The organism is Pseudarthrobacter sp. NCCP-2145 (assembly GCF_023708005.1).
Lineage (GTDB): Bacteria > Actinomycetota > Actinomycetes > Actinomycetales > Micrococcaceae > Arthrobacter > Arthrobacter oxydans.
Genome location: NZ_BRCG01000024.1, coordinates 1 through 17,143, shown reverse-complemented (window position 1 = coordinate 17,143; position 17,143 = coordinate 1). Strand labels below are relative to the sequence as shown.

Annotated in this window: 18 protein-coding genes; 15 read left to right on the top strand and 3 right to left on the bottom strand. The window is 66.1% G+C overall.

Translation table 11 applies throughout. From position 1 onward, the window contains the following. The first annotated feature begins 217 nt into the window (after positions 1 to 217). From NFU08_RS17635 to NFU08_RS17620, 4 genes are all read left to right on the top strand, one after another. Positions 218 to 1,675, top strand: a complete 1,458-nt coding sequence (locus tag NFU08_RS17635) for a DUF3375 family protein (protein WP_174181789.1) — start codon at positions 218 to 220, stop codon at positions 1,673 to 1,675. Further along, positions 1,668 to 2,426 carry a DUF4194 domain-containing protein gene (locus tag NFU08_RS17630; RefSeq protein WP_174181791.1) on the top strand — a complete coding sequence of 253 codons (759 nt, stop codon included), beginning with the start codon at positions 1,668 to 1,670 and terminating at the stop codon, positions 2,424 to 2,426. The genes NFU08_RS17635 and NFU08_RS17630 overlap by 8 nt, the downstream gene beginning before the upstream one ends. Beyond that, positions 2,423 to 5,914: an ATP-binding protein gene (locus NFU08_RS17625; protein WP_251424959.1), complete on the top strand. Its 3,492-nt coding sequence runs from the start codon at positions 2,423 to 2,425 to the stop codon at positions 5,912 to 5,914. The genes NFU08_RS17630 and NFU08_RS17625 overlap by 4 nt, the downstream gene beginning before the upstream one ends. 189 nt (positions 5,915 to 6,103) lie before the next feature. Beyond that, entirely contained in the window at positions 6,104 to 6,748 is a 645-nt protein-coding gene (locus NFU08_RS17620) for a hypothetical protein (RefSeq protein ID WP_174181795.1), read from the top strand. Positions 6,749 to 6,779: 31 nt separating this feature from the next. On the opposite strand, the gene NFU08_RS17615 is transcribed toward NFU08_RS17620, so the two are convergent. Next, positions 6,780 to 7,274 carry an FBP domain-containing protein gene (locus NFU08_RS17615; RefSeq protein ID WP_251424957.1) on the bottom strand — a complete coding sequence of 165 codons (495 nt, stop codon included), beginning with the start codon at positions 7,272 to 7,274 and terminating at the stop codon, positions 6,780 to 6,782. Between the two features lie 54 nt (positions 7,275 to 7,328). Further along, on the bottom strand, positions 7,329 to 7,454 hold the full coding sequence (locus NFU08_RS20880; protein ID WP_285835605.1) for a hypothetical protein: 126 nt from the start codon (positions 7,452 to 7,454) through the stop codon (positions 7,329 to 7,331). 180 nt (positions 7,455 to 7,634) lie between these two features. On the opposite strand from NFU08_RS20880, the gene NFU08_RS17610 reads away from it, so the two are divergent. From NFU08_RS17610 to NFU08_RS17585, 6 genes are all read left to right on the top strand, one after another. Then, on the top strand, positions 7,635 to 8,726 hold the full coding sequence (locus NFU08_RS17610) for an iron-siderophore ABC transporter substrate-binding protein (RefSeq protein WP_251424955.1): 1,092 nt from the start codon (positions 7,635 to 7,637) through the stop codon (positions 8,724 to 8,726). A 10-nt stretch (positions 8,727 to 8,736) separates the two neighbouring features. Further along, positions 8,737 to 9,828, top strand: coding sequence for an iron ABC transporter permease (locus NFU08_RS17605; RefSeq protein WP_251424953.1), 1,092 nt, complete (start codon positions 8,737 to 8,739; stop codon positions 9,826 to 9,828). A gap of 74 nt (positions 9,829 to 9,902) precedes the next feature. Next, complete coding sequence (locus tag NFU08_RS17600) at positions 9,903 to 10,925, top strand: iron chelate uptake ABC transporter family permease subunit (protein ID WP_251425068.1); 1,023 nt, start codon at positions 9,903 to 9,905, stop codon at positions 10,923 to 10,925. A 1-nt stretch (position 10,926) separates the two neighbouring features. Beyond that, the gene (locus NFU08_RS17595; RefSeq protein ID WP_251424951.1) at positions 10,927 to 11,742 is read left to right on the top strand and encodes an ABC transporter ATP-binding protein; all 816 of its coding nucleotides are present in this window, start codon (positions 10,927 to 10,929) and stop codon (positions 11,740 to 11,742) included. Beyond that, the gene (locus NFU08_RS17590) at positions 11,739 to 12,779 is read left to right on the top strand and encodes a siderophore-interacting protein (RefSeq protein WP_251424949.1); all 1,041 of its coding nucleotides are present in this window, start codon (positions 11,739 to 11,741) and stop codon (positions 12,777 to 12,779) included. The genes NFU08_RS17595 and NFU08_RS17590 overlap by 4 nt, the downstream gene beginning before the upstream one ends. A 160-nt stretch (positions 12,780 to 12,939) precedes the next feature. Continuing rightward, the gene (locus tag NFU08_RS17585) at positions 12,940 to 13,785 is read left to right on the top strand and encodes an SGNH/GDSL hydrolase family protein (protein ID WP_251424946.1); all 846 of its coding nucleotides are present in this window, start codon (positions 12,940 to 12,942) and stop codon (positions 13,783 to 13,785) included. A gap of 27 nt (positions 13,786 to 13,812) precedes the next feature. Here NFU08_RS17585 and NFU08_RS17580 read toward each other — a convergent pair whose 3' ends face one another. Beyond that, positions 13,813 to 14,100, bottom strand: coding sequence for a YciI family protein (locus NFU08_RS17580; RefSeq protein WP_174181809.1), 288 nt, complete (start codon positions 14,098 to 14,100; stop codon positions 13,813 to 13,815). Positions 14,101 to 14,171: 71 nt separating this feature from the next. Between NFU08_RS17580 and NFU08_RS17575 the strand changes: the two genes are divergently transcribed. From NFU08_RS17575 to rpsN, 5 genes are all read left to right on the top strand, one after another. Next, positions 14,172 to 14,651 (top strand): MarR family winged helix-turn-helix transcriptional regulator, encoded by a 480-nt coding sequence (locus NFU08_RS17575; protein ID WP_174181811.1) that lies wholly within the window; start codon positions 14,172 to 14,174, stop codon positions 14,649 to 14,651. 52 nt (positions 14,652 to 14,703) lie between these two features. Next, positions 14,704 to 15,465 (top strand): SGNH/GDSL hydrolase family protein, encoded by a 762-nt coding sequence (locus NFU08_RS17570; protein ID WP_174181813.1) that lies wholly within the window; start codon positions 14,704 to 14,706, stop codon positions 15,463 to 15,465. Positions 15,466 to 15,718: 253 nt separating this feature from the next. Next, positions 15,719 to 15,955 (top strand): 50S ribosomal protein L28, encoded by a 237-nt coding sequence (gene rpmB, locus NFU08_RS17565; RefSeq protein WP_013602738.1) that lies wholly within the window; start codon positions 15,719 to 15,721, stop codon positions 15,953 to 15,955. After that, a complete protein-coding gene (gene rpmG / locus NFU08_RS17560) occupies positions 15,955 to 16,122 on the top strand; it encodes a 50S ribosomal protein L33 (RefSeq protein WP_013602737.1) in 168 nt (55 codons plus the stop codon). Before rpmB ends, rpmG begins: the two co-directional genes overlap by 1 nt. Before the next feature lie 2 nt (positions 16,123 to 16,124). Further along, positions 16,125 to 16,430 (top strand): 30S ribosomal protein S14, encoded by a 306-nt coding sequence (gene rpsN, locus NFU08_RS17555; RefSeq protein ID WP_009358853.1) that lies wholly within the window; start codon positions 16,125 to 16,127, stop codon positions 16,428 to 16,430. Positions 16,431 to 17,143 lie beyond the last annotated feature (713 nt).

Below are 17,143 nucleotides of genomic sequence, written 5' to 3'. Positions count from 1 at the left end.
GCGTGTGTTAGGAGTTGGTTGAGACCAGTAGCACGAGCGTAGGGGGAGCCTCCCTTTCCAGCCAGAGCCGCAACGGGCGCAAAGCCCTGTTGATATGGGATCGAAACACTACCGCCCGGTAGGTCACGGAGTGGTCGCGGCGCCTGCGTTAACCTTGTAGTTGGCGGTTTTCCGATCCAGTCCGCCGCCCGCCCCGCAAACAGTCCAAGGAGAGTGTGTGCCCCGCTCCGCCAGGTCATCCGCTGATGCCATCAGCGCCCGGCTTCGGGACCTCGAACTCCTCACCAAAGGACCCGCCTGGGCGCTGACGCGCTCGGCGCCTTGGGTGATCGCGGTGCTGCAGGCGTCCTTCACCCGCACCCGGCCGCAGCTGCCGCTGGAGGAGTTCCATGCCGACGTCGACTCCTTCCTTGAGGAGCTCCGCCGCCAGGACCCCGGGCTGGGTGGAGGGGCGAACGGGAAGTCCTTTGGCGACGAGTGGACGCGCCGCCAGTTCCTGACGCGGCGCAACCAGTCCGGCCAGATCGTCTACGAGGTGACGGAACCCGCGGCGCGCGTGCTGGCCTTCCTGGACAGCCTCTCCAGCGAACGGTCCACCCTCAACGGGTCCCGCCTGGGCACGCTGCTGGGCGACGTGGAAAAGCTCGCCAACGAGACCAACCCGGACCAGAGCGCCCGGCTGGAGTCCCTGGAAGAGGAGATCGAAGAACGCCAGCAACTGATCCAGGACATCAGCAGCGGCGAATTCGACGGCCTCCTGGATGACGACGAGGCGGTAGAGGCCGCGGGAAACATCCTGGACCTGGCGGCAAGCCTGCCCGCCGACTACAAGAAGATGCGCGACCGGATCGAGGAACTGGTGGGCGAACTGCGCAACCAGATCATCGAGGAGTCGCTGACCAAGGGCGCCACCATGGCCCAGGTGCTGGAGGCGGACAAACGCCTCCGGCAAAGTCCCGAGGGCAGGACGTTCCGGTCCTTCACCGCCTTCCTCGAGGATCCGCAGCAGCAACTGCGCTTCCGGTCCGCGATCGGGGAGGTCCTGGGCCGGCAGTTCGCCGACGACCTTTCGCCGGAGGACCGGGAAACCCTGAAGAACCTGGTGGCGGAGCTTCGCCACCAGCACAGCCAGATCCAGCGGATCTACGGCAAGCTCAGCGAGAGCCTCAATACCTACGTCCAGAGTGACGACTTCCGTCAGTCCGTCCGGCTCCGCCAGGTCCTGCGGGAGGCCGAGCAGGCCATCAGGTCCCTTCCTTATGAGCGGGAACGCCCTGGCCTGGTCCCCGGGCCGGTCCTGTTCAACGCGGGGTTCGAATCGCTGTCCATGGTGAAGCTCTTCGATCCCGACGAGTTCGCCGCCCCGCCCAAACTGGCCGATCCCATCGCCTTCAGCGACTCTGACCGGGTGCGCTCGCCGAGGACCGGCAAGGCGAAGCCGGAGGTGGTGCGGGCTGCCCTGGCCGGCGCCTCCACCCTTTCCGAGGCGTGGCAGCAGCTGCCGCCCGGAGAACAGCACATCAACACCATCCGCGCGCTCCTCTCGCACGCCCTCCACGCCGGCGCTGGCTTCGACAAGCAGGGCCTTGAGGCACTGGACTACGAACAGATAGACGGCACCACGCGCAGGGCCTACCTGCCGCTGGTCACGCTTCCAAAGGATCCTGATGACTGAAGAGACAACCACGACGACGGCGGAGCGGCCTTTCGCCGTCACGCCCCGCGACACTTTCGTGGACGGCGCCGCGCTCTTCCCCGGTGATACCGGGGTGCTGTCCATGAAGGTGCGGCAGGCGCTGGTAAAGCTCCTCAAAGGCCCCTACGTGGACGGCGGCCGGGACGAAAAGCTGTGGACTGTCCTGCTGGACAACCAGGTGATCCTGCGGAGCCGGCTGTCCGAGCTGTTCCTCACCATGGAGCTGGACCACGAGCGGAAGATCGCCGTCCTGCGCCCGGTGGACCCCGACGCCATCGGCGGCAGCACCCGCTCCAGCATCCTTCGGCAGCAGCGTGCCCTCAGCCGGGTGGAGACCATCGTGCTGCTCCGGCTCCGGCTGCTCCTGGACCGCCATGTCACCGCGCAGACCGACCCCACCATCACCCGCGAGGAAATCGCCGACCTGGTGGCGCACTACCAGCCCGCCGGCCAGCAGGACGCGCTGCGGGATTCGGACGTGGTGAACAGGGCCATCACCAAGCTCCTGGCCCGCCAGCTCCTCCTCCCCACAGGGCTGGACGACGTCTACACCATCTCCAACGCCCTGCCCCTGGCCCTCCCGTTCGACAACATAGGCGACATCCCCGCCCACATAGAGGCCCTGGTGGCAGCAACCACAGACCCCGCGGGCACGGAGGCGCTCCTGGAGTTCGACAACGGAGCAGCCGGTTCCGCGGACAGCGACACTGACACGGAGGACGCCCAGTGAGCATCGCTTCCATGCTCCCGATGGGTGAGCTGACAAACCCCGGCCAGATGCGCCTTGCCCTGGTGCAGGTGGTCAACTGGGGTACGTTCCACGGAGCCCACACGATGCATGTGGACCGCAACGGCACGCTGCTGACAGGCAACTCGGGCGTGGGCAAGTCCACGCTGTTCGACGCCATGCTGCGGGTCTTCGATGCCCGGCCCAGGTCCAACGAGGCCGCGGCCCAGCGTTCGGGCGGAGCCGTGGAGGACAAACGGACCACCTTCACCTACATGCGGGGCAAGGTGGGCGACAAAGCTGTGGGAGAGGGCTCGGCCAGCGCCTTCCAGCGGCCCGGTGCCACGTGGTCCGCCGTCGCCCTGACGTTCGATAACGCGGCCGGCACGCGGGTGACCGTCTCGGCCCTGTTCGACCTTCCCAAGAACGGCACGGAGTCGAGCGTCGGACGTTTCTATGTCATCGACCACGACCCGCTGGACCTGGAAGCCCTCGAAGGCATCGCGGACAAGCGGTTCACCAAGGCTGCGCTGGAGACGATCTTTCCCGATGCGCAGGTTTTCGATGTCCACAAGGCCTTCGCCGAGCGGTTCCGCCGGCTGCTGGGCATCAACTCGGACCAGGCCCTTCCGCTCCTGCGTGTCATCCAGGCCGGCAAGGGCCTGGGCGGCAGCGTCAACACGTTCTTCCGCGACCAGGTCCTGGACGCCCCGGCCACCCTCGCGGCGGCGGACGACGTGGTGGAGGAATTCAGCAACCTGATGTCCATCCGGCAGCGGCTGGAGGACGTCCGCCAGCAGCGGGACCAATTGGCACCGGTTCCCGGACTGAACCGGGAGTACGCTCAGGCGCTGCTGGACGCGAACAGGCTGCGGGACCTCGCCGGCGAGGAGTTCGAGGCCTACAAGCAGAAGCTGGCCGTCACGGTCCACCAGGGATTGCTTGAACGGTTCAAGGGATTGGCCCAGGCGAAGGCGAAAGAGCTTGGTGCCGAGCGGACTGTCCGGGACGGGCTGGCCAAGGACCTCCGCCAGCTGGAAGCGGATTACAACAACCAGGGCGGCAATGCCATCTCCGCAATCGAGCAGTCCCTGGAAAACGCCCGCGTTGGGCTGAAGCTCCGCCAACAGGTGGAGGAGACGGCGCGCCAGGCGCTGGCCGACGCCGGCCTGCAGCTTGACTGGACCGAGGAGGGCTGGGAGCAGGCGCACGGGCAGGCGGCAGCAAGGTCCGCGGAGCTCAACAACGATTCCCAGGCCCTCCAGGAACTCCGCTTCGAGGCCTTCGACGCGCACGCAACCAAGAAGCGCGAGCTGGCCGCGGCTGAGCAGGAATTCGTGTCCCTGAAGACGCGCAAGTCGCTGCTGCCGCCGTCGAGCATTGAAAACCGGGCCGCGATCGCCGCCGCAACCGGCATCCCGGAGGACCGGATGCCGTTCGCCGGCGAACTGATGGACCTCGCCGAGGGGCAGGAGAAGTGGCGCCCGGCCGCCGAGCGGGCGCTCCGCAACCTGGCCACCACGCTGCTGGTGCCGGGCGAGCACTTCGCCGCGGTCACCCGGTACCTCAACGATCACGCCGTGCGCGGCGCGCTGCGGGCCGTGGACGTGTCCAAGCCACTGTCCGGCGGCGCGCTGGCGCTGGAGGACGTGCGCGACGGCGACCTGCTGACCAAGCTGGACATCCTCACCACGGGCGTCGCGGCCGAGGCAGGGTCCTGGATCCGTGAGCGCATCGCACTGGACTTCGCCTACACCTGCGTCGAGGACCCGGATGAGCTGGCCTCACTGGACCGCGGCCTCAGCCTGGGCGGCGTGGTGAAGCGCAACCGCCACACCGTGGAAAAGGACGACAGGTTCACCAGCCGGCAGGATTACGTCCTCGGGTTCGACAACGCCGCCAAGCTGGAACTTGTTGCCGGGCAGGCGGAGGACCTTCGGCAGGAGGTGGCCAAGGCGGCAGAGCTGGCGCAAAGCCGGGAAGACTCGCACCAGGGCATGGCCCGGCAGCTTGAGGCCCTGCGCCGCATCGCTGAGGACCACCGTGGCTGGGACCAGGTGTCGGCGGCAGTGGCCGCCGAGGAGCTCGCCCGGCTCGAGCAGCGGCTGAAGGACGCCCTCGCGGCACAGGCAGACCTGGAACCGCTGCGGGCCAGCATCGAGGAGGTGCGGCAGAAACACCAGGCCAGCACCGAGGCCGCCGCCGTGCTGCAGAGCGAGTACAAGGCACTGGACCGGCAGCTCACCGCTGCCGATTCCCTGCTGGAAGGTGCCCGCCAGCGCCTGGCCCAGGCGCCGCCGTCGGACTCCACCGTCACTGCCCTGGAACCGTACTTTGCCGATTTCGGTGATGTGACGGAGATGCACGAGCTGGACAACCTCGCCCACCGGGTGCGCACCGCCCTGCTGGCGGAGCTCCACACCGCCGAGTCCCGCGGGCAGGCCACCGCCGAGCGGCTTACACGCATCTTCGAGGCGTTCGTGCGTGACTGGGGGAGCGCCATCTCGGCAGACCACGGCACCACGATCGGTGCCGCCGGCGAGTTTGAGACGCGCTACCACGCGATCGTGAGCGATGGCCTCCCGGCCCAGGAAGCGGAGTTCCGCCAGTTCTTCAACCAGCGCACGCATGAGTCCTTCAGCACGCTGCTGCACCTGCTTGATGAGGAGCGGCGCTCCATCACCAGCCGCATCCTGCCGCTGAACGGCATCCTGTCGCAGGTCAACTTCCACGAGGGGAGTTTCCTTGAACTGGACATCAAGCAGACGCTTCCTCCCACGGCCAAGCAGTTCAAGGACGCGATCCAGAACGCCCTGAAGGCCCGGCATTCCCGCCCGGCCAAATCCGAAGCGTCGAGGAAAGGCGCCACAGGCTTGGAAACAGGAGGGGAAAGGGACGACGACGCCGAGCTCACCGCCCGCTACAAGTCGCTGGAGACGCTGGTGAAGCGGCTGGGCTCGCAGGCGCCCGAGGACCGGCGGTGGAGGGCCGAGGTCCTGGACGTGCGCGGGCACCTGTTCATCCAGTGCAAGGAGCACCGCGAGGTTGCCCAGCCGGCGTCCGGCAAAAAGGGTGGAGCGAAGAAGTCCGAGGTGTTCATGCACGCGGATACCGGATCCATGTCCGGCGGGGAGCGCCAGCGGTTCACGGCCTTCATCATGGCTGCCGCACTGAGCTACCAACTGGGCATCGCGGAGCAGGGCTTCACCACGTATGGCACCGTAATGATGGACGAGGCCTTTGTGCTGGCTTCCGAGGAGTTCGCCGGCGCCGGGATCAAGGCGCTGCACGAATTCGGGTTCCAGCTGCTGCTGGCTGCCCCCGAGAACGTCATCGACCTCTCCCGGCACCTTGGTTCCGTCACCGAAATCCTCCGTGACAAGCGCACCAACCGCTCCGGAGTGCTCACAGCGCCGGTCATCACACCCCGGCAGGGCGAAGCGGGCGCATGGCGCTCGGAAGCGAACCCGGTGGACATCGTCCTGCGCTGAACGCCCTGACCACGCCTATATAACAAATTGATGGAATTATTGCGGAAGCTCTGGTGACGGGTGCTGCTGCCGTGCCACTCTGGGCTTTACCAACCCACCCCGCCTGAGTAAATCCCATAGGTACTGCGGAATGCCGGGTTCCGCCCTGTTCCCCAAGAGAACGATGGCGTCCTCTTGAAAGGCACCGGCATGCGCCCATCACAACGCGTGGCATTCTTCCCGGCGGCAATCGCTGCGGCCGCACTGTCCCTTGCGGGTTGTGCTGCCAGTACCCCGGTGGAAACCGCCGGCTCCTCGACCCCAGGCGCAACGGCTCCGGCTGCGTTCCGCGCCGACAGCCTGGTAACGGTCACCTTTCCGGACGGCAAGCTGTCGTTTCAGCACCCGAAGGGATGGCACGTGGAGTTCTTCAATGCATCCGAATCGCCGTACGTGGGCACCGCAACGGTGTTCGATCCCACCAGCCAGGCGAAAATCAGCATCTACACAGGCCAAATTGCAGACGTCGTAGCCAGTTCTGCCGCCCGGACCGTCCTCGAGACGGATCCGGTGCCGGGATTGGTGGGGCAGTCTGTTCCAACGCCCCATTCGTCGTTCTTTGTTGACCGCAGCGGCGACGCTGCCACTTATCGGATGGGGCTCACTCCGGGGCTGCCCGTATCGCCGGACGGGGAGGTGAGGGACGGGCTGGTCATGCTGGGTGACCGCGTTCTGACCGCCGATGTGGTGTTCACCGGTCAGCCGTTCGCCAATGACGAGGAGGCGAAAGCCTGGTATTGGGGAACGGAAGGCCAGGCCTTGAAGGCTCTGCTGATGAGCTTTTCCTACCGCTGACCCGCTTTGCTGTCCGTGCGATGTGCTCCGGCTATTTGGCCTGTACCCGGGCCAGGAACTGGGCAGCCCGCTCCTTCAGCCCTGCAATCTGGCGGAGGACCACGGCGGCGGGATCCGGGTTGATCTCATTGGCCGGTGGTTCCTTGCGGACGTTGCCGCAGCAGAGAAAATCGGCGCAGATCAAAGTGCCAACGGTGTTGCCGTTCCGGCCGGACTGCCCGGCGCGCCTGGCCACCCAGAGGAGCACATCCTCCTTGGAGAACACGTCGCGGCACAGCTCGCAAAGGACTGAGCGGTTCTTCCGGGCCCCGCCTTCGGGCGCCCGCAGCAGAATGCCCGTGACCCCCTTCGGCCCTGGGACCACAAGGTAGCCGCGGAGGGGCATCTTTTCGTCCCGCCAGCCCAGGAAGTCAAGGTTGTCCCAGTCGAGAGACTCGAAATCCTTGGGCAGGGTGAGCTTGGCCGCTTCGGAGCGGCTGGCATTGATAAACGATGAGCGGATTTGCTGAGGCGTGATGGATTGCATGGCTGGACTTTCGCGAAGGATGGGCCCCGGCGTGCGGGTAATGGCAGGTGGGTCTCAGCTGTTCCCCGTGGAGCAGGCCATAGCGGCCACCCCGCTCACCATGGCAGCGCCGGCCATGACGGCCTTCTGCTTGCACATTTGTCCTTCGTCTCCCCATCCGTCGCCGGCTGCGGCCGGCATTCCAGCCGGTTAATACCGGCAGGAATATCCTGTCAAACCGCATCTTCCCTGTCCAAGCCCACCGACCACGGCGGAATTGTGTCCTTTGTCACGAACGGGAATAAGACATGGAAACGTTGCGTAATGAGCCCGAGGGTAGGCTAGCCTTACTTAAGTTCGCTTCATGACTTAAGGAGTTCCGTGACTTCCCCCCTCTTCTCCGGGCCCAGTGCCACGCGCCGCACGCTGTTCAGATCAGCCGGCAAGGCCACGGCCGTCCTGGCCGCTGCGGCACTCACCCTGTCCGCCTGCTCCACAGGGCCGGCGTCCTCCGCCGGCGACGCCAGCGCCTCCAGCTCCAGCAGCTCGCAGTTCCCCGTCACCATCGAGCACGTCTACGGCGAAACCACCATCGAGAAGCAGCCCACGCGCGTGGCCACTGTCTCCTGGGTCAATGACGACGTCGCCATTGCCCTGGGTGTTGTGCCGGTGGGCGTGCCCAAGAACGAATGGGGCGGCAACGAGCAGGGCTCCACTCCGTGGAAGGACGCGGCTCTGGAGGAGCTCGGCGCCGGATTCGGCTCCGACAAAGCCCCGGTGCAGTACTCCGAGGCGGACGGCATCAACTTCACCGAAATCGCCAAACTCACCCCGGACGTCATCCTGGCCGCCTACTCGGGCCTCACCGAGGAGGACTACAAGAAGCTCACCGAGATCGCGCCGGTGGTGGCCCACCCTGAACTGGCCTACGGAACCTCCTGGCAGGACTCCACCTCCATCATCGGCAAGGCCCTCGGCAAGGATGCCGAAGCCGCCAAGCTGGTCTCCGACACCGAGGCCACCATCAAGGAAAAGGTTGCCGAGTACCCGCAGATCACCGGCAAGAGCTTCATCTACGGCAACCTGGAGCCGGCATCGGCCGAGGGCGTCAATGTCTACACCGCCAATGACAACCGTCCCCGCTTCCTTTCCGAGATCGGCATGCAGCTGGCTCCCGTGGTTGAGGAAAATTCCAAGGGCTCCAAGGAATTCTTCATCCCCTGGTCCGCTGAGAAGGCCAACGAGCTCGAGTCCGATATTTTCGTGACCTGGGTTCCGGACGCAGCCACCACCGAGTCCATCAAGTCGGACCCCCTTCTGGGCCAGATCCCCGCCATCAAGAACGGTGCCCTGGTGGCCGACTCGGACAACACCCTGACCCTCTCCATCTCCGCTTCCTCCCCGCTGAGCCTGCCGTGGTCGCTGGACACGTTCCTGCCGCAGCTGGCGGGCGCAGCGGACGCGGTGAAGTAGGCGCAGTTCCATGACGGAGAGTACGACGACGGCGGCGCGCCGTGAGCCCGGACCCGGCACTTTGGTGCCGGGACCGGCTCCTGCCGGCGGGACCTGCGGCCGCGCGTTCGCAGGGCCGCGCGCCGCCTGGCTGCTGGCCGCCGTCGTCGTACTTGCCCTGCTGGCCGGAGCCTCCCTGGCCATTGGCGCACGGGGCCTTCCCCTGGCCACCGTCTGGCAGGCGCTCACCGCGTTTGATCCCGCCAACGGCGACCACGCCGTGGTCCACGCCCGTATCCCGCGCACCGTCCTCGGCCTGCTGGCGGGCGGCGCGCTGGGCCTCGCCGGAGCAGCCATGCAGGGCGTGGCCCGCAACCCGCTGGCCGATCCCGGCATCATGGGCGTTAACGCCGGAGCCGCCCTCGCTGTGGTGACCGGCATCTACGTCTTCGGCGTCGGCTCGCTCTCCGGCTACATCTGGTTCGCGTTCGTGGGGGCCGCTGCCGCCGCCGTCGTGGTGTACCTCATTGCCTCGCTCGGCAGGGACGGGGCCACACCGGTGAAGCTTGCCCTGGCGGGCGCCGCACTGAATGCCGGCCTTTACTCCCTGATGAACGTCATCCTGGTCTCCAGCCAGGACACCCTGGACCGCTTCCGCTTCTGGCAGGTGGGCGGAATCGCCGGGCGCGACTGGTCCGTGGTGCTCTCCGGACTGCCCTTCCTGGCCGCCGGTGCCCTCATCGTGCTCCTGACCGGCCGCATCCTCAACAGCCTGGCCCTGGGCGACGACATCGCCCGCGGCCTCGGCCAGCGGGTAGGCCTGTCCCGCGCCGTTACCGCGCTCGGCATAGTGCTGCTGTGCGGATCGGCCACCGCGCTTGCCGGCCCCATCGCCTTCGTGGGCCTGGTCATCCCGCACGCCGTCCGTTTCCTCACCGGCCCGGACTACCGCTGGATCCTGCCCTTCTCCCTGGTCCTTGCCCCGGCACTGCTCCTCGGCGCGGACATCATCGGCCGCGTTGTGCTCCTGCCCGGCGAAGTCCCGGCCGGCATCATGACCGCCCTCGTCGGAGCACCGGTCTTCGTCTGGCTGATCCGCCGCGGCAAGGGAGCCGGACTGTGACCATCACCACATCCCGCGTCGACCCCTCGGCAGGAACTCCCAAAGCAGGGTCCGGGAGACCACGCCGCACCCGGCTGCTGCTGAACCGGACCGCCTTCCTGGCCGCCGTCGTCGTGGTCCTGTTCGCCGTGTCCGTCCTGCTGGGCAGCTACACGGTGACCATCCCGGACTTTTTCAGGATCCTCATCGCCCACCTGACCGGCGGTGAAAAGATCCCCGGTGCCAGCTTCATCGTGATGGAAAACAAGCTGCCGCGGGCCGTCATCGGCACCATGATCGGGGCCGCGTTCGGCCTGGCGGGCGCCCTGTTCCAGACCATGCTCCGCAACCCGCTGGCCAGTCCCGATGTCATTGGCATCAGCTACGGGGCCAGCGCCGCGGCCGTGACCGCCATCGTGGTCTTCGGCGCATCCGGCGCAGCGGTTTCCGCGGCGGCCCTGGGCGGTGCGCTGGGCGTGGCAGCCATCATTTACGCCATTTCCAGCGGCGGTACCCTGCGCAGAACCGGCCGCGGCGACGCTGCGGGGAACCGGCTCATCCTCGCCGGGGTGGGCATTGCCGCAGCACTGCACGCAGTGGTCAACTTCCTGATGACCCGGGCGGACATCCGCACCGCGGCGGACGCCCTGGTTTGGCTCAATGGTTCCCTGAACTCCGCCAGCTGGGACCGCGCGGGCGTCCTTGCCCTGGCCCTCGCCGTCCTGCTCCCCGCCGTGGTTGCCCTCGCCGGCCCGCTGCGCATCCTGGAACTCGGACCCGATGCCGCCGCAGGACTGGGGATCAGGGTGGGTGCCACACGGCTTGCGCTGGTGGTCACCGCCGTTGCGCTGGCAGCGGTGGCGACGGCGGCAGCCGGCCCGGTTTCGTTCGTTGCCTTCCTTGCCGGGCCCATCGCCCGGCGCTTTACCGGCAAGGCCAGCCTCCCGGCGTCGGCCCTTGTGGGCGCCGTGATTGTCCTGGCGGCCGACTATGTGGCCGCCAACCTGGCACCCCTGCTCCTGGACGGCACAGTGCTGCCGGTGGGCGTTATCACCGGTGCGCTCGGTGCCCCGTTCCTGCTGTGGCTCCTGGTCACGGCCAACCGAAAGGATGCCTGAGGTGGCAGTTCTCAACGCCAAGGACCTGACGCTGAAGTACGACCAGCGCTGCGTGGTGGACGGCCTCAGCGCCGAGATTCCGGAGGGGAAGGTGACCATGATCGTGGGCGCCAACGCCTGCGGGAAGTCCACCCTCCTGCGCGGGCTGTCCCGGCTCCTCAAGCCGGCGGCCGGTGCCGTAACCCTGGACGGCAAGGACATCCACTCCCTTCCGGCGCGTGAACTGGCCCGTACCCTGGGCCTCCTTCCACAGCACCCCTCTGCCCCGGACGGCATCACGGTCAGGGACCTGGTGGGCCGCGGCCGCTACCCCCACCAGGGCTTCTTCCGCAGCTGGAGCGAACGGGACGAAACCGCCGTGCAGCGCGCGCTCGAAGCTACCGAGACCCTTGCCCTCGCCGAACGGAACGTCGACGAACTTTCCGGCGGGCAGCGGCAGCGCGTCTGGATCGCCATGGCCCTTGCGCAGGAGACCGACGTGCTCCTCCTGGACGAACCCACCACCTACCTGGACCTCGCGCACCAGGTGGAGGTCCTGGACCTCGTGACGGACCTGAACCGCCAGCGCGGCACCACCGTGGCCATCGTCCTGCATGACCTGAACCTGGCCGCCCGGTACGCGGACACCGTGATCGCCATGAAGGACGGCGCCGTGGTAGCAGTCGGGTCCCCGCTCGAGGTGGTCACGGAAGGGCTGGTCCGCAGCGTTTTCGGCCTCGAATCGCGGGTCATCCCGGATCCCGTCTCCGGCACCCCCCTGATCATTCCCATCGGCCGCCACCACGTTCCCGCCAATGAACTGGAGCTCGTTTCATGAAAACCCGCGACATCGCCTCCACGGAGCCCATGACCCTGGCGTTCGAAGTGACCGTCACTTCGGTCCAGGAGCTCAGCTCCAATTTCCGCAGGATCACGTTCGGCGGATACTCGCTGCGGGATTTCGGCGTCCACGGGGACACCCTGGACCTCCGGATCAAGCTCATGATCCCGTCCCTCGCGGCGGACGGCAGCCCGCTGCCCCTCCCGGTGTTCGAAATGAGCCAGTCCGGCTGGTACCGCGAATGGCTGGCCATGGACCCTGCCGTGCGCGGCTCCATGCGTACCTACACCGTCCGCCAGGCACGCCTGGACGCGGTGTACCCCGAAATCGATGTCGATTTCGTGATGCACTTTGACCACCGTGGCAACGGCGGGCCGGCGGCGAACTGGGCCCTCAACGCCCGGCCCGGCGACGCCATCACCATCATCGGACCCAACAACAGGGCAGCCCACTGCGTCACGGCCGAAACCTACTCGGGCATCGAATGGCGGCCCGGCCTCGCGCAGCGCATCCTGCTGGCCGGTGACGAAACCTCCGTCCCCGCCATCTCCGCCATCCTGGAAAGCCTGCCGGAGTACATGACCGGGCACGCGTTCCTGGAGGTCCCTGAAGCCGGCGACTTCAGGGAACTCACGTCACCCGCCGGCGTCGACATCACCTGGCTGGCGCGCGGGGCGTCCATCGGGCGGTCCAGGCCGCACGGCGAGCTGCTCCAGGAGGCCGTGCGCAAGGCCGTGCCCGTGCCGGGCTGGGTGGGGATCAAAGCGGCCGACGGCGGCGCGGGCCCCGAGCCGGAGGACGTCAATGTGGACGTGGACATCCTCTGGGAGACCCCGGCACGGATGGAGACTTCCGAGATCCAGGCCACCAAGAACCCGGGAATGCCGGCCGGCGCCATGCCCTTCTACGCCTGGATCGCCGGAGAAGCAGCCGTGATCAAGGACATGCGCCGGTACCTCGTCCGGGACGTCGGGATCGACCGGAAGCAGGTGGCGTTCATGGGGTACTGGCGGCAGGGCAAGGCCGAGGGGTAGCCCGGGCCCGTCGCGCTACAGCCCCAGGCAACGCTCTCGCAGATCCTGCCGGTTTTCCGGCGACGCTCTTGCACTTGATGCCGGTTTTCCGGGGACGCTCTGCACTTCCTGTTCACCCCGGCGTCGTTCTTCCTTCTTCTGTGGTGGCTACCTTGGGCTGGTGCCTGCTCAACCGTTGCTTCCTGATTCCGGGAGGCGGGTGTTCGTCGCCCTGGGGGACTCATTCACGGAGGGGGTCGGGGACCGGGACGACCGGTTGCCCAACGGTGTCCGCGGTTGGGCAGACCGGGTGGCGGAGAAACTGGCCAAAGCCCAGCCCGGGTGGCGCTATGCGAACCTGGCCATCCGCAGCAAGCGGCTCCGGCATATCGTCAACGAGCAGCTGGAACCGGCGCTGCGGATGAGGCCCTCGCTGGTCACGCTGTATGCAGGCGGAAACGACATCCTGGACGTGAAAACGGACATGGCCGCGCTCATGGAGGACTACGAAAAGCTCGTGGCAACACTGGCGGAAACGGGGGCAACGGTGGTGCTTTTCACGGGGTTCGACGTCAAGGTCTCCGCACTGCTGGAGCCGCTCCGGAAACGCAACACCTACTACAACCAGCACGTCCGGACCATCGCCGCGAAGTACGGGGCGGTGCTGGTGGACTACTGGTGCCTGGATGCCTTCCGTGACCGGCGGATGTGGGACTCCGACCGGCTCCACATGTCCAAGGCAGGGCACAAGTACCTGGCGGGGCAGGTGCTGGACCAGTTGGGGGTGCCGCACAAGATCCGGCCCAAGGACTGGGAACCGCCCGCCCGGCACAGCCTGCGGGAATGGGAACGGCAGCAGCGGCGCTGGATCCGCGACTGGGTCCTGCCGCTCTTCGGCCGCAAGCTGCGCGGCGTCACCCTGGGGGACGAGCTGGGCCCGCGCTGGCCGGAGCCGGTCAAGGTGCCGCGGAAGGGCGGACTGAAAAAGCTGGCAGCGGGTGCTTCCGCCGCTGCACCCCGGGCCTAGCTGACCCTACCTGAAGCGCCAGGACGCTCAGCTGTCCAGCAGGATCTCGTACCCCGGGGCCACCCTGGCCGCGTGGAACTCCATGACCTCGAAGTCCGCCACCCCGTTCGTATAGAACGGGTCCTGCTCCAGGCAGGCATCAAGGACAGTGCGGTCGGCCTGGGAGAGCAGCAGGCCGCCGGTCCTGGGCACTTTTCGGCCGGCCGCAATGAAAACGCCGTCGTCGAAAGCCTTCTGCAGCCAGGCGATGTGGCCGGCGTTGTGGAAGTCCACGATGTCCTGCGGAACTCGGTAGCTCAGGGAGACAACATACATGGCCCCAGCCTACCGGCCGCCGCGGGGCCTAGTTGAAGAATCAACCACGCTGCTCTCGTAGAATGAGGGACATGACCGAACCGCGCTGGCTCAACGCCGACGAACGCCGTGCCTGGCTGGCCCTGGTAAGCATCAACACCCTTTTGCCCGCAGCCCTGGACACGAAGCTCCACACCGCGGGAAAGCTCTCGCTCTTCGACTACACCGTGCTGGCGATGCTCTCCGAAGCTGAGGGCCGGTTCCTTCCCATGAGCGAGCTCGCCGCCCGCAGCAGCGCTTCCCTGTCCCGGCTGTCGCACGTAGTGACCAAGCTGCAGAAGCGCGGCTGGGTGGAGCGGCGCCCGCATCCCCATGATGCCCGCGTCACCACCGCCCATCTGACCGAAGAAGGGATGGCCACCATCGTGGAGCTGGCGCCCGGGCACGTCGAGGACGTTCGCGACCTGTTCCTGGATGCCCTCACTGAGCAGGACGTCCTGGACCTGGCGAGGATCGGCGAGAAGGTGGTCGGCCGGTTGGACGCGGACCACTGGATCCTCCGGGAAAACTAGCCCACCCGCCAGCTGGTTGGTTGCTCCCGGCAACGGGTGGCAAACTAACCGGATGGACTTTACTTCCCGGTTTGTCGCCCTCGGAGACTCCTTTACGGAAGGCGTGGGCGACGACGATCCCACCCGCCCCAACGGTGTCCGCGGCTGGGCGGACCGCGTGGCCGAGCAGCTGTGCGCCGCCGACCCTGGCTTCGGTTATGCCAACCTCGCCATCCGCGGCAGGAAACTCCGCCACATCCTGGCTGAGCAGGTGGACGCCGCCGTCGAACTTAACCCCACCCTGGTGACCATCTACGCCGGCGCCAATGACATCCTCCGCCCCAGGATCGATATTGACGACCTCCTGGTGGAGTACGACGACGCCATCGCCAAACTGCGCGCCACCGGTGCCGCCGTGGTCATGTTCACGGGTTTCGACGCCCGCGGCTCAAAGGTGTTCAGCACCATGCGGGGACGCACGGCCATCTACAACGAACTGGTCCGGGGCATTGCGGGAGACCACGGCGCCCTCCTGGTGGACTACTGGCGCTTCAGCGAGTACTACGACTGGGGCATGTGGGCGCAGGACCGGATGCACATGTCCGCGGCAGGGCACGCCAATATGGCCAGGCGCGTGCTGGACGTCCTGGAACACGACCACTCGATCGACATCCCGCCCATGACCCCCGTCCCCGAACTCAGCGGGGTGGACGCCCTCCGCGCCAACGCCCGCTGGTTCCGCGAGTATGCCGGTCCGTGGGTTGTCCGGAGGGTCACTGGGAAGTCCTCCGGCGACGGCTTGAAGCCGAAGTACCCCGAGCTCACGCGCCTCTAACCCCGCGCCTGCTTATACACTCTTCGGCGCCGGATTGGTCTTTAATTGCGTGAACTCGTAGACTTGGTAGGCGCTAAGTGCGCGGAGCGTGCGCAATTGCTCCGGTTTCCCGGTAATTTCTCCAGGGTGGCCGGTAGTTAGGGGCTCAAGTTGCGTGACTAACCGTTGCCCTTCTTCATTTTTGGGTCGCCCTTAGCAGCATGGTCCAGCAGCAGATATGCGGATCATTACTTTCAATTCTTGAGGAGAAGTCATGGCAGCACACTGCCAAGTGACCGGAGCCGAGCCGGGCTTTGGGCACAGCATTTCGCACTCGCACCGCCGCAACAAGCGCCGGTTCGATCCGAACATTCAGAAGAAGCGCTACTGGGTTCCGTCCCTGCGCCGTAACGTCACGCTGCAGGTCTCTGCACGTGGCATCAAGACCATCGACGTACGCGGCATCGACGTAGTCGTCGCCCAGATCCTGGCTCGTGGGGTGAAGCTCTAGTGGCTAAGGACAAGGACGTACGTCCGATCATCAAGCTCAAGTCGACTGCGGGCACGGGTTACACCTACGTAACCCGCAAGAACCGTCGTAACGATCCGGACCGCATGGTCCTGAAGAAGTACGACCCCAAGATCCGCCAGCACGTCGAATTCCGAGAGGAGCGCTAAACATGGCTAAGAAGTCCAAGATTGCTCGCAACGAGCAGCGCAAGGTCATCGTTGAGCGTTACGCTGCAAAGCGCCTCGAGCTGAAGAAGACCCTGGTTGACGAAAACGCAACCGACGAAGCACGCGAAGCAGCCCGCCTGGGCCTGCAGAAGCTGCCCCGCAACGCGTCCCCGATCCGTCTGCGTAACCGCGACATCATCGACGGCCGTCCCCGCGGCACCTTCCAGAAGTTCGGAATCTCCCGTGTCCGTTTCCGCGACATGGCCCACAAGGGCGAGCTTCCGGGCATCACCAAGTCTTCCTGGTAATCCAGCACTGCTGCTACCAGCTGCTTGAGAAGAGCCGGCAACCTTTCGGTTGCCGGCTCTTCTGCGTTTAACGGACCTTGATGGCGCCGTTTGGGGTGGTGGTGCATAGGTACCCGTGCGACACCAGTACCTGCGTTGGGACTGTGCTGCAGCACACAGAAAGAAGGTGCGACGGCGGATGGCCCTCCAGGGATGGAAACAGGCCGTTTCGCCGCGGAATGGCGGGGATTGCGGCCCCCCGCGAGGGGGATTTGCAGTGGCGCTGGAGCAGGTGTATTGTTTTCTAAGTCGCCGCGAGGGAGACAGCGAAGAGCTGGTAACCACGGCGGCCAAACCCCCAAAAATCAACACCAATTCTGGTAGTGCTTTAGAGCGCTCCTGAAGTGGTTGGGAACGACTTCCTGCCGATCGGAATCCTGAAACATGGATTTGCTTCGGACTGGAGGATCGGGTAAGTTTGAGAAGTTGCTCCGGAGCGATCCACGGTGTTTGTTTGCTGGTGGTGGTGCCGGGTGTGTCTGTTGTTTGAGAACTCAATAGTGTGCCAAGTTTGTTGATACCAATTGTTTTAGTGATTGGTTGAATTGACTGGATCGTCCGCCCCTGTGGGTGGTCTGGTTTTTACAGCTGGTTTCAAATTTTGTGCAGCCTTTTTGTCCCGTTTTCCCGGGGCTGGGGGTTGTGTCTGTTTTACTTCAACGGAGAGTTTGATC

What these genes read in the sequence shown, in the direction of transcription:
- rpsN (WP_009358853.1), top strand. Translation starts at nt 16,125, where the DNA reads ATGGCTAAGAAGTCCAAGATTGCTCGCAACGAGCAGCGCAAGGTCATC.
- NFU08_RS17570 (WP_174181813.1), top strand. Translation starts at nt 14,704, where the DNA reads ATGGACTTTACTTCCCGGTTTGTCGCCCTCGGAGACTCCTTTACGGAA.
- NFU08_RS17615 (WP_251424957.1), bottom strand. Translation starts at nt 7,274, where the DNA reads ATGCAATCCATCACGCCTCAGCAAATCCGCTCATCGTTTATCAATGCC.
- NFU08_RS17575 (WP_174181811.1), top strand. Translation starts at nt 14,172, where the DNA reads ATGACCGAACCGCGCTGGCTCAACGCCGACGAACGCCGTGCCTGGCTG.
- NFU08_RS20880 (WP_285835605.1), bottom strand. Translation starts at nt 7,454, where the DNA reads ATGCCGGCCGCAGCCGGCGACGGATGGGGAGACGAAGGACAAATGTGC.
- NFU08_RS17620 (WP_174181795.1), top strand. Translation starts at nt 6,104, where the DNA reads ATGCGCCCATCACAACGCGTGGCATTCTTCCCGGCGGCAATCGCTGCG.
- NFU08_RS17580 (WP_174181809.1), bottom strand. Translation starts at nt 14,100, where the DNA reads ATGTATGTTGTCTCCCTGAGCTACCGAGTTCCGCAGGACATCGTGGAC.
- NFU08_RS17590 (WP_251424949.1), top strand. Translation starts at nt 11,739, where the DNA reads ATGAAAACCCGCGACATCGCCTCCACGGAGCCCATGACCCTGGCGTTC.
- rpmB (WP_013602738.1), top strand. Translation starts at nt 15,719, where the DNA reads ATGGCAGCACACTGCCAAGTGACCGGAGCCGAGCCGGGCTTTGGGCAC.
- NFU08_RS17630 (WP_174181791.1), top strand. Translation starts at nt 1,668, where the DNA reads ATGACTGAAGAGACAACCACGACGACGGCGGAGCGGCCTTTCGCCGTC.
- NFU08_RS17605 (WP_251424953.1), top strand. Translation starts at nt 8,737, where the DNA reads ATGACGGAGAGTACGACGACGGCGGCGCGCCGTGAGCCCGGACCCGGC.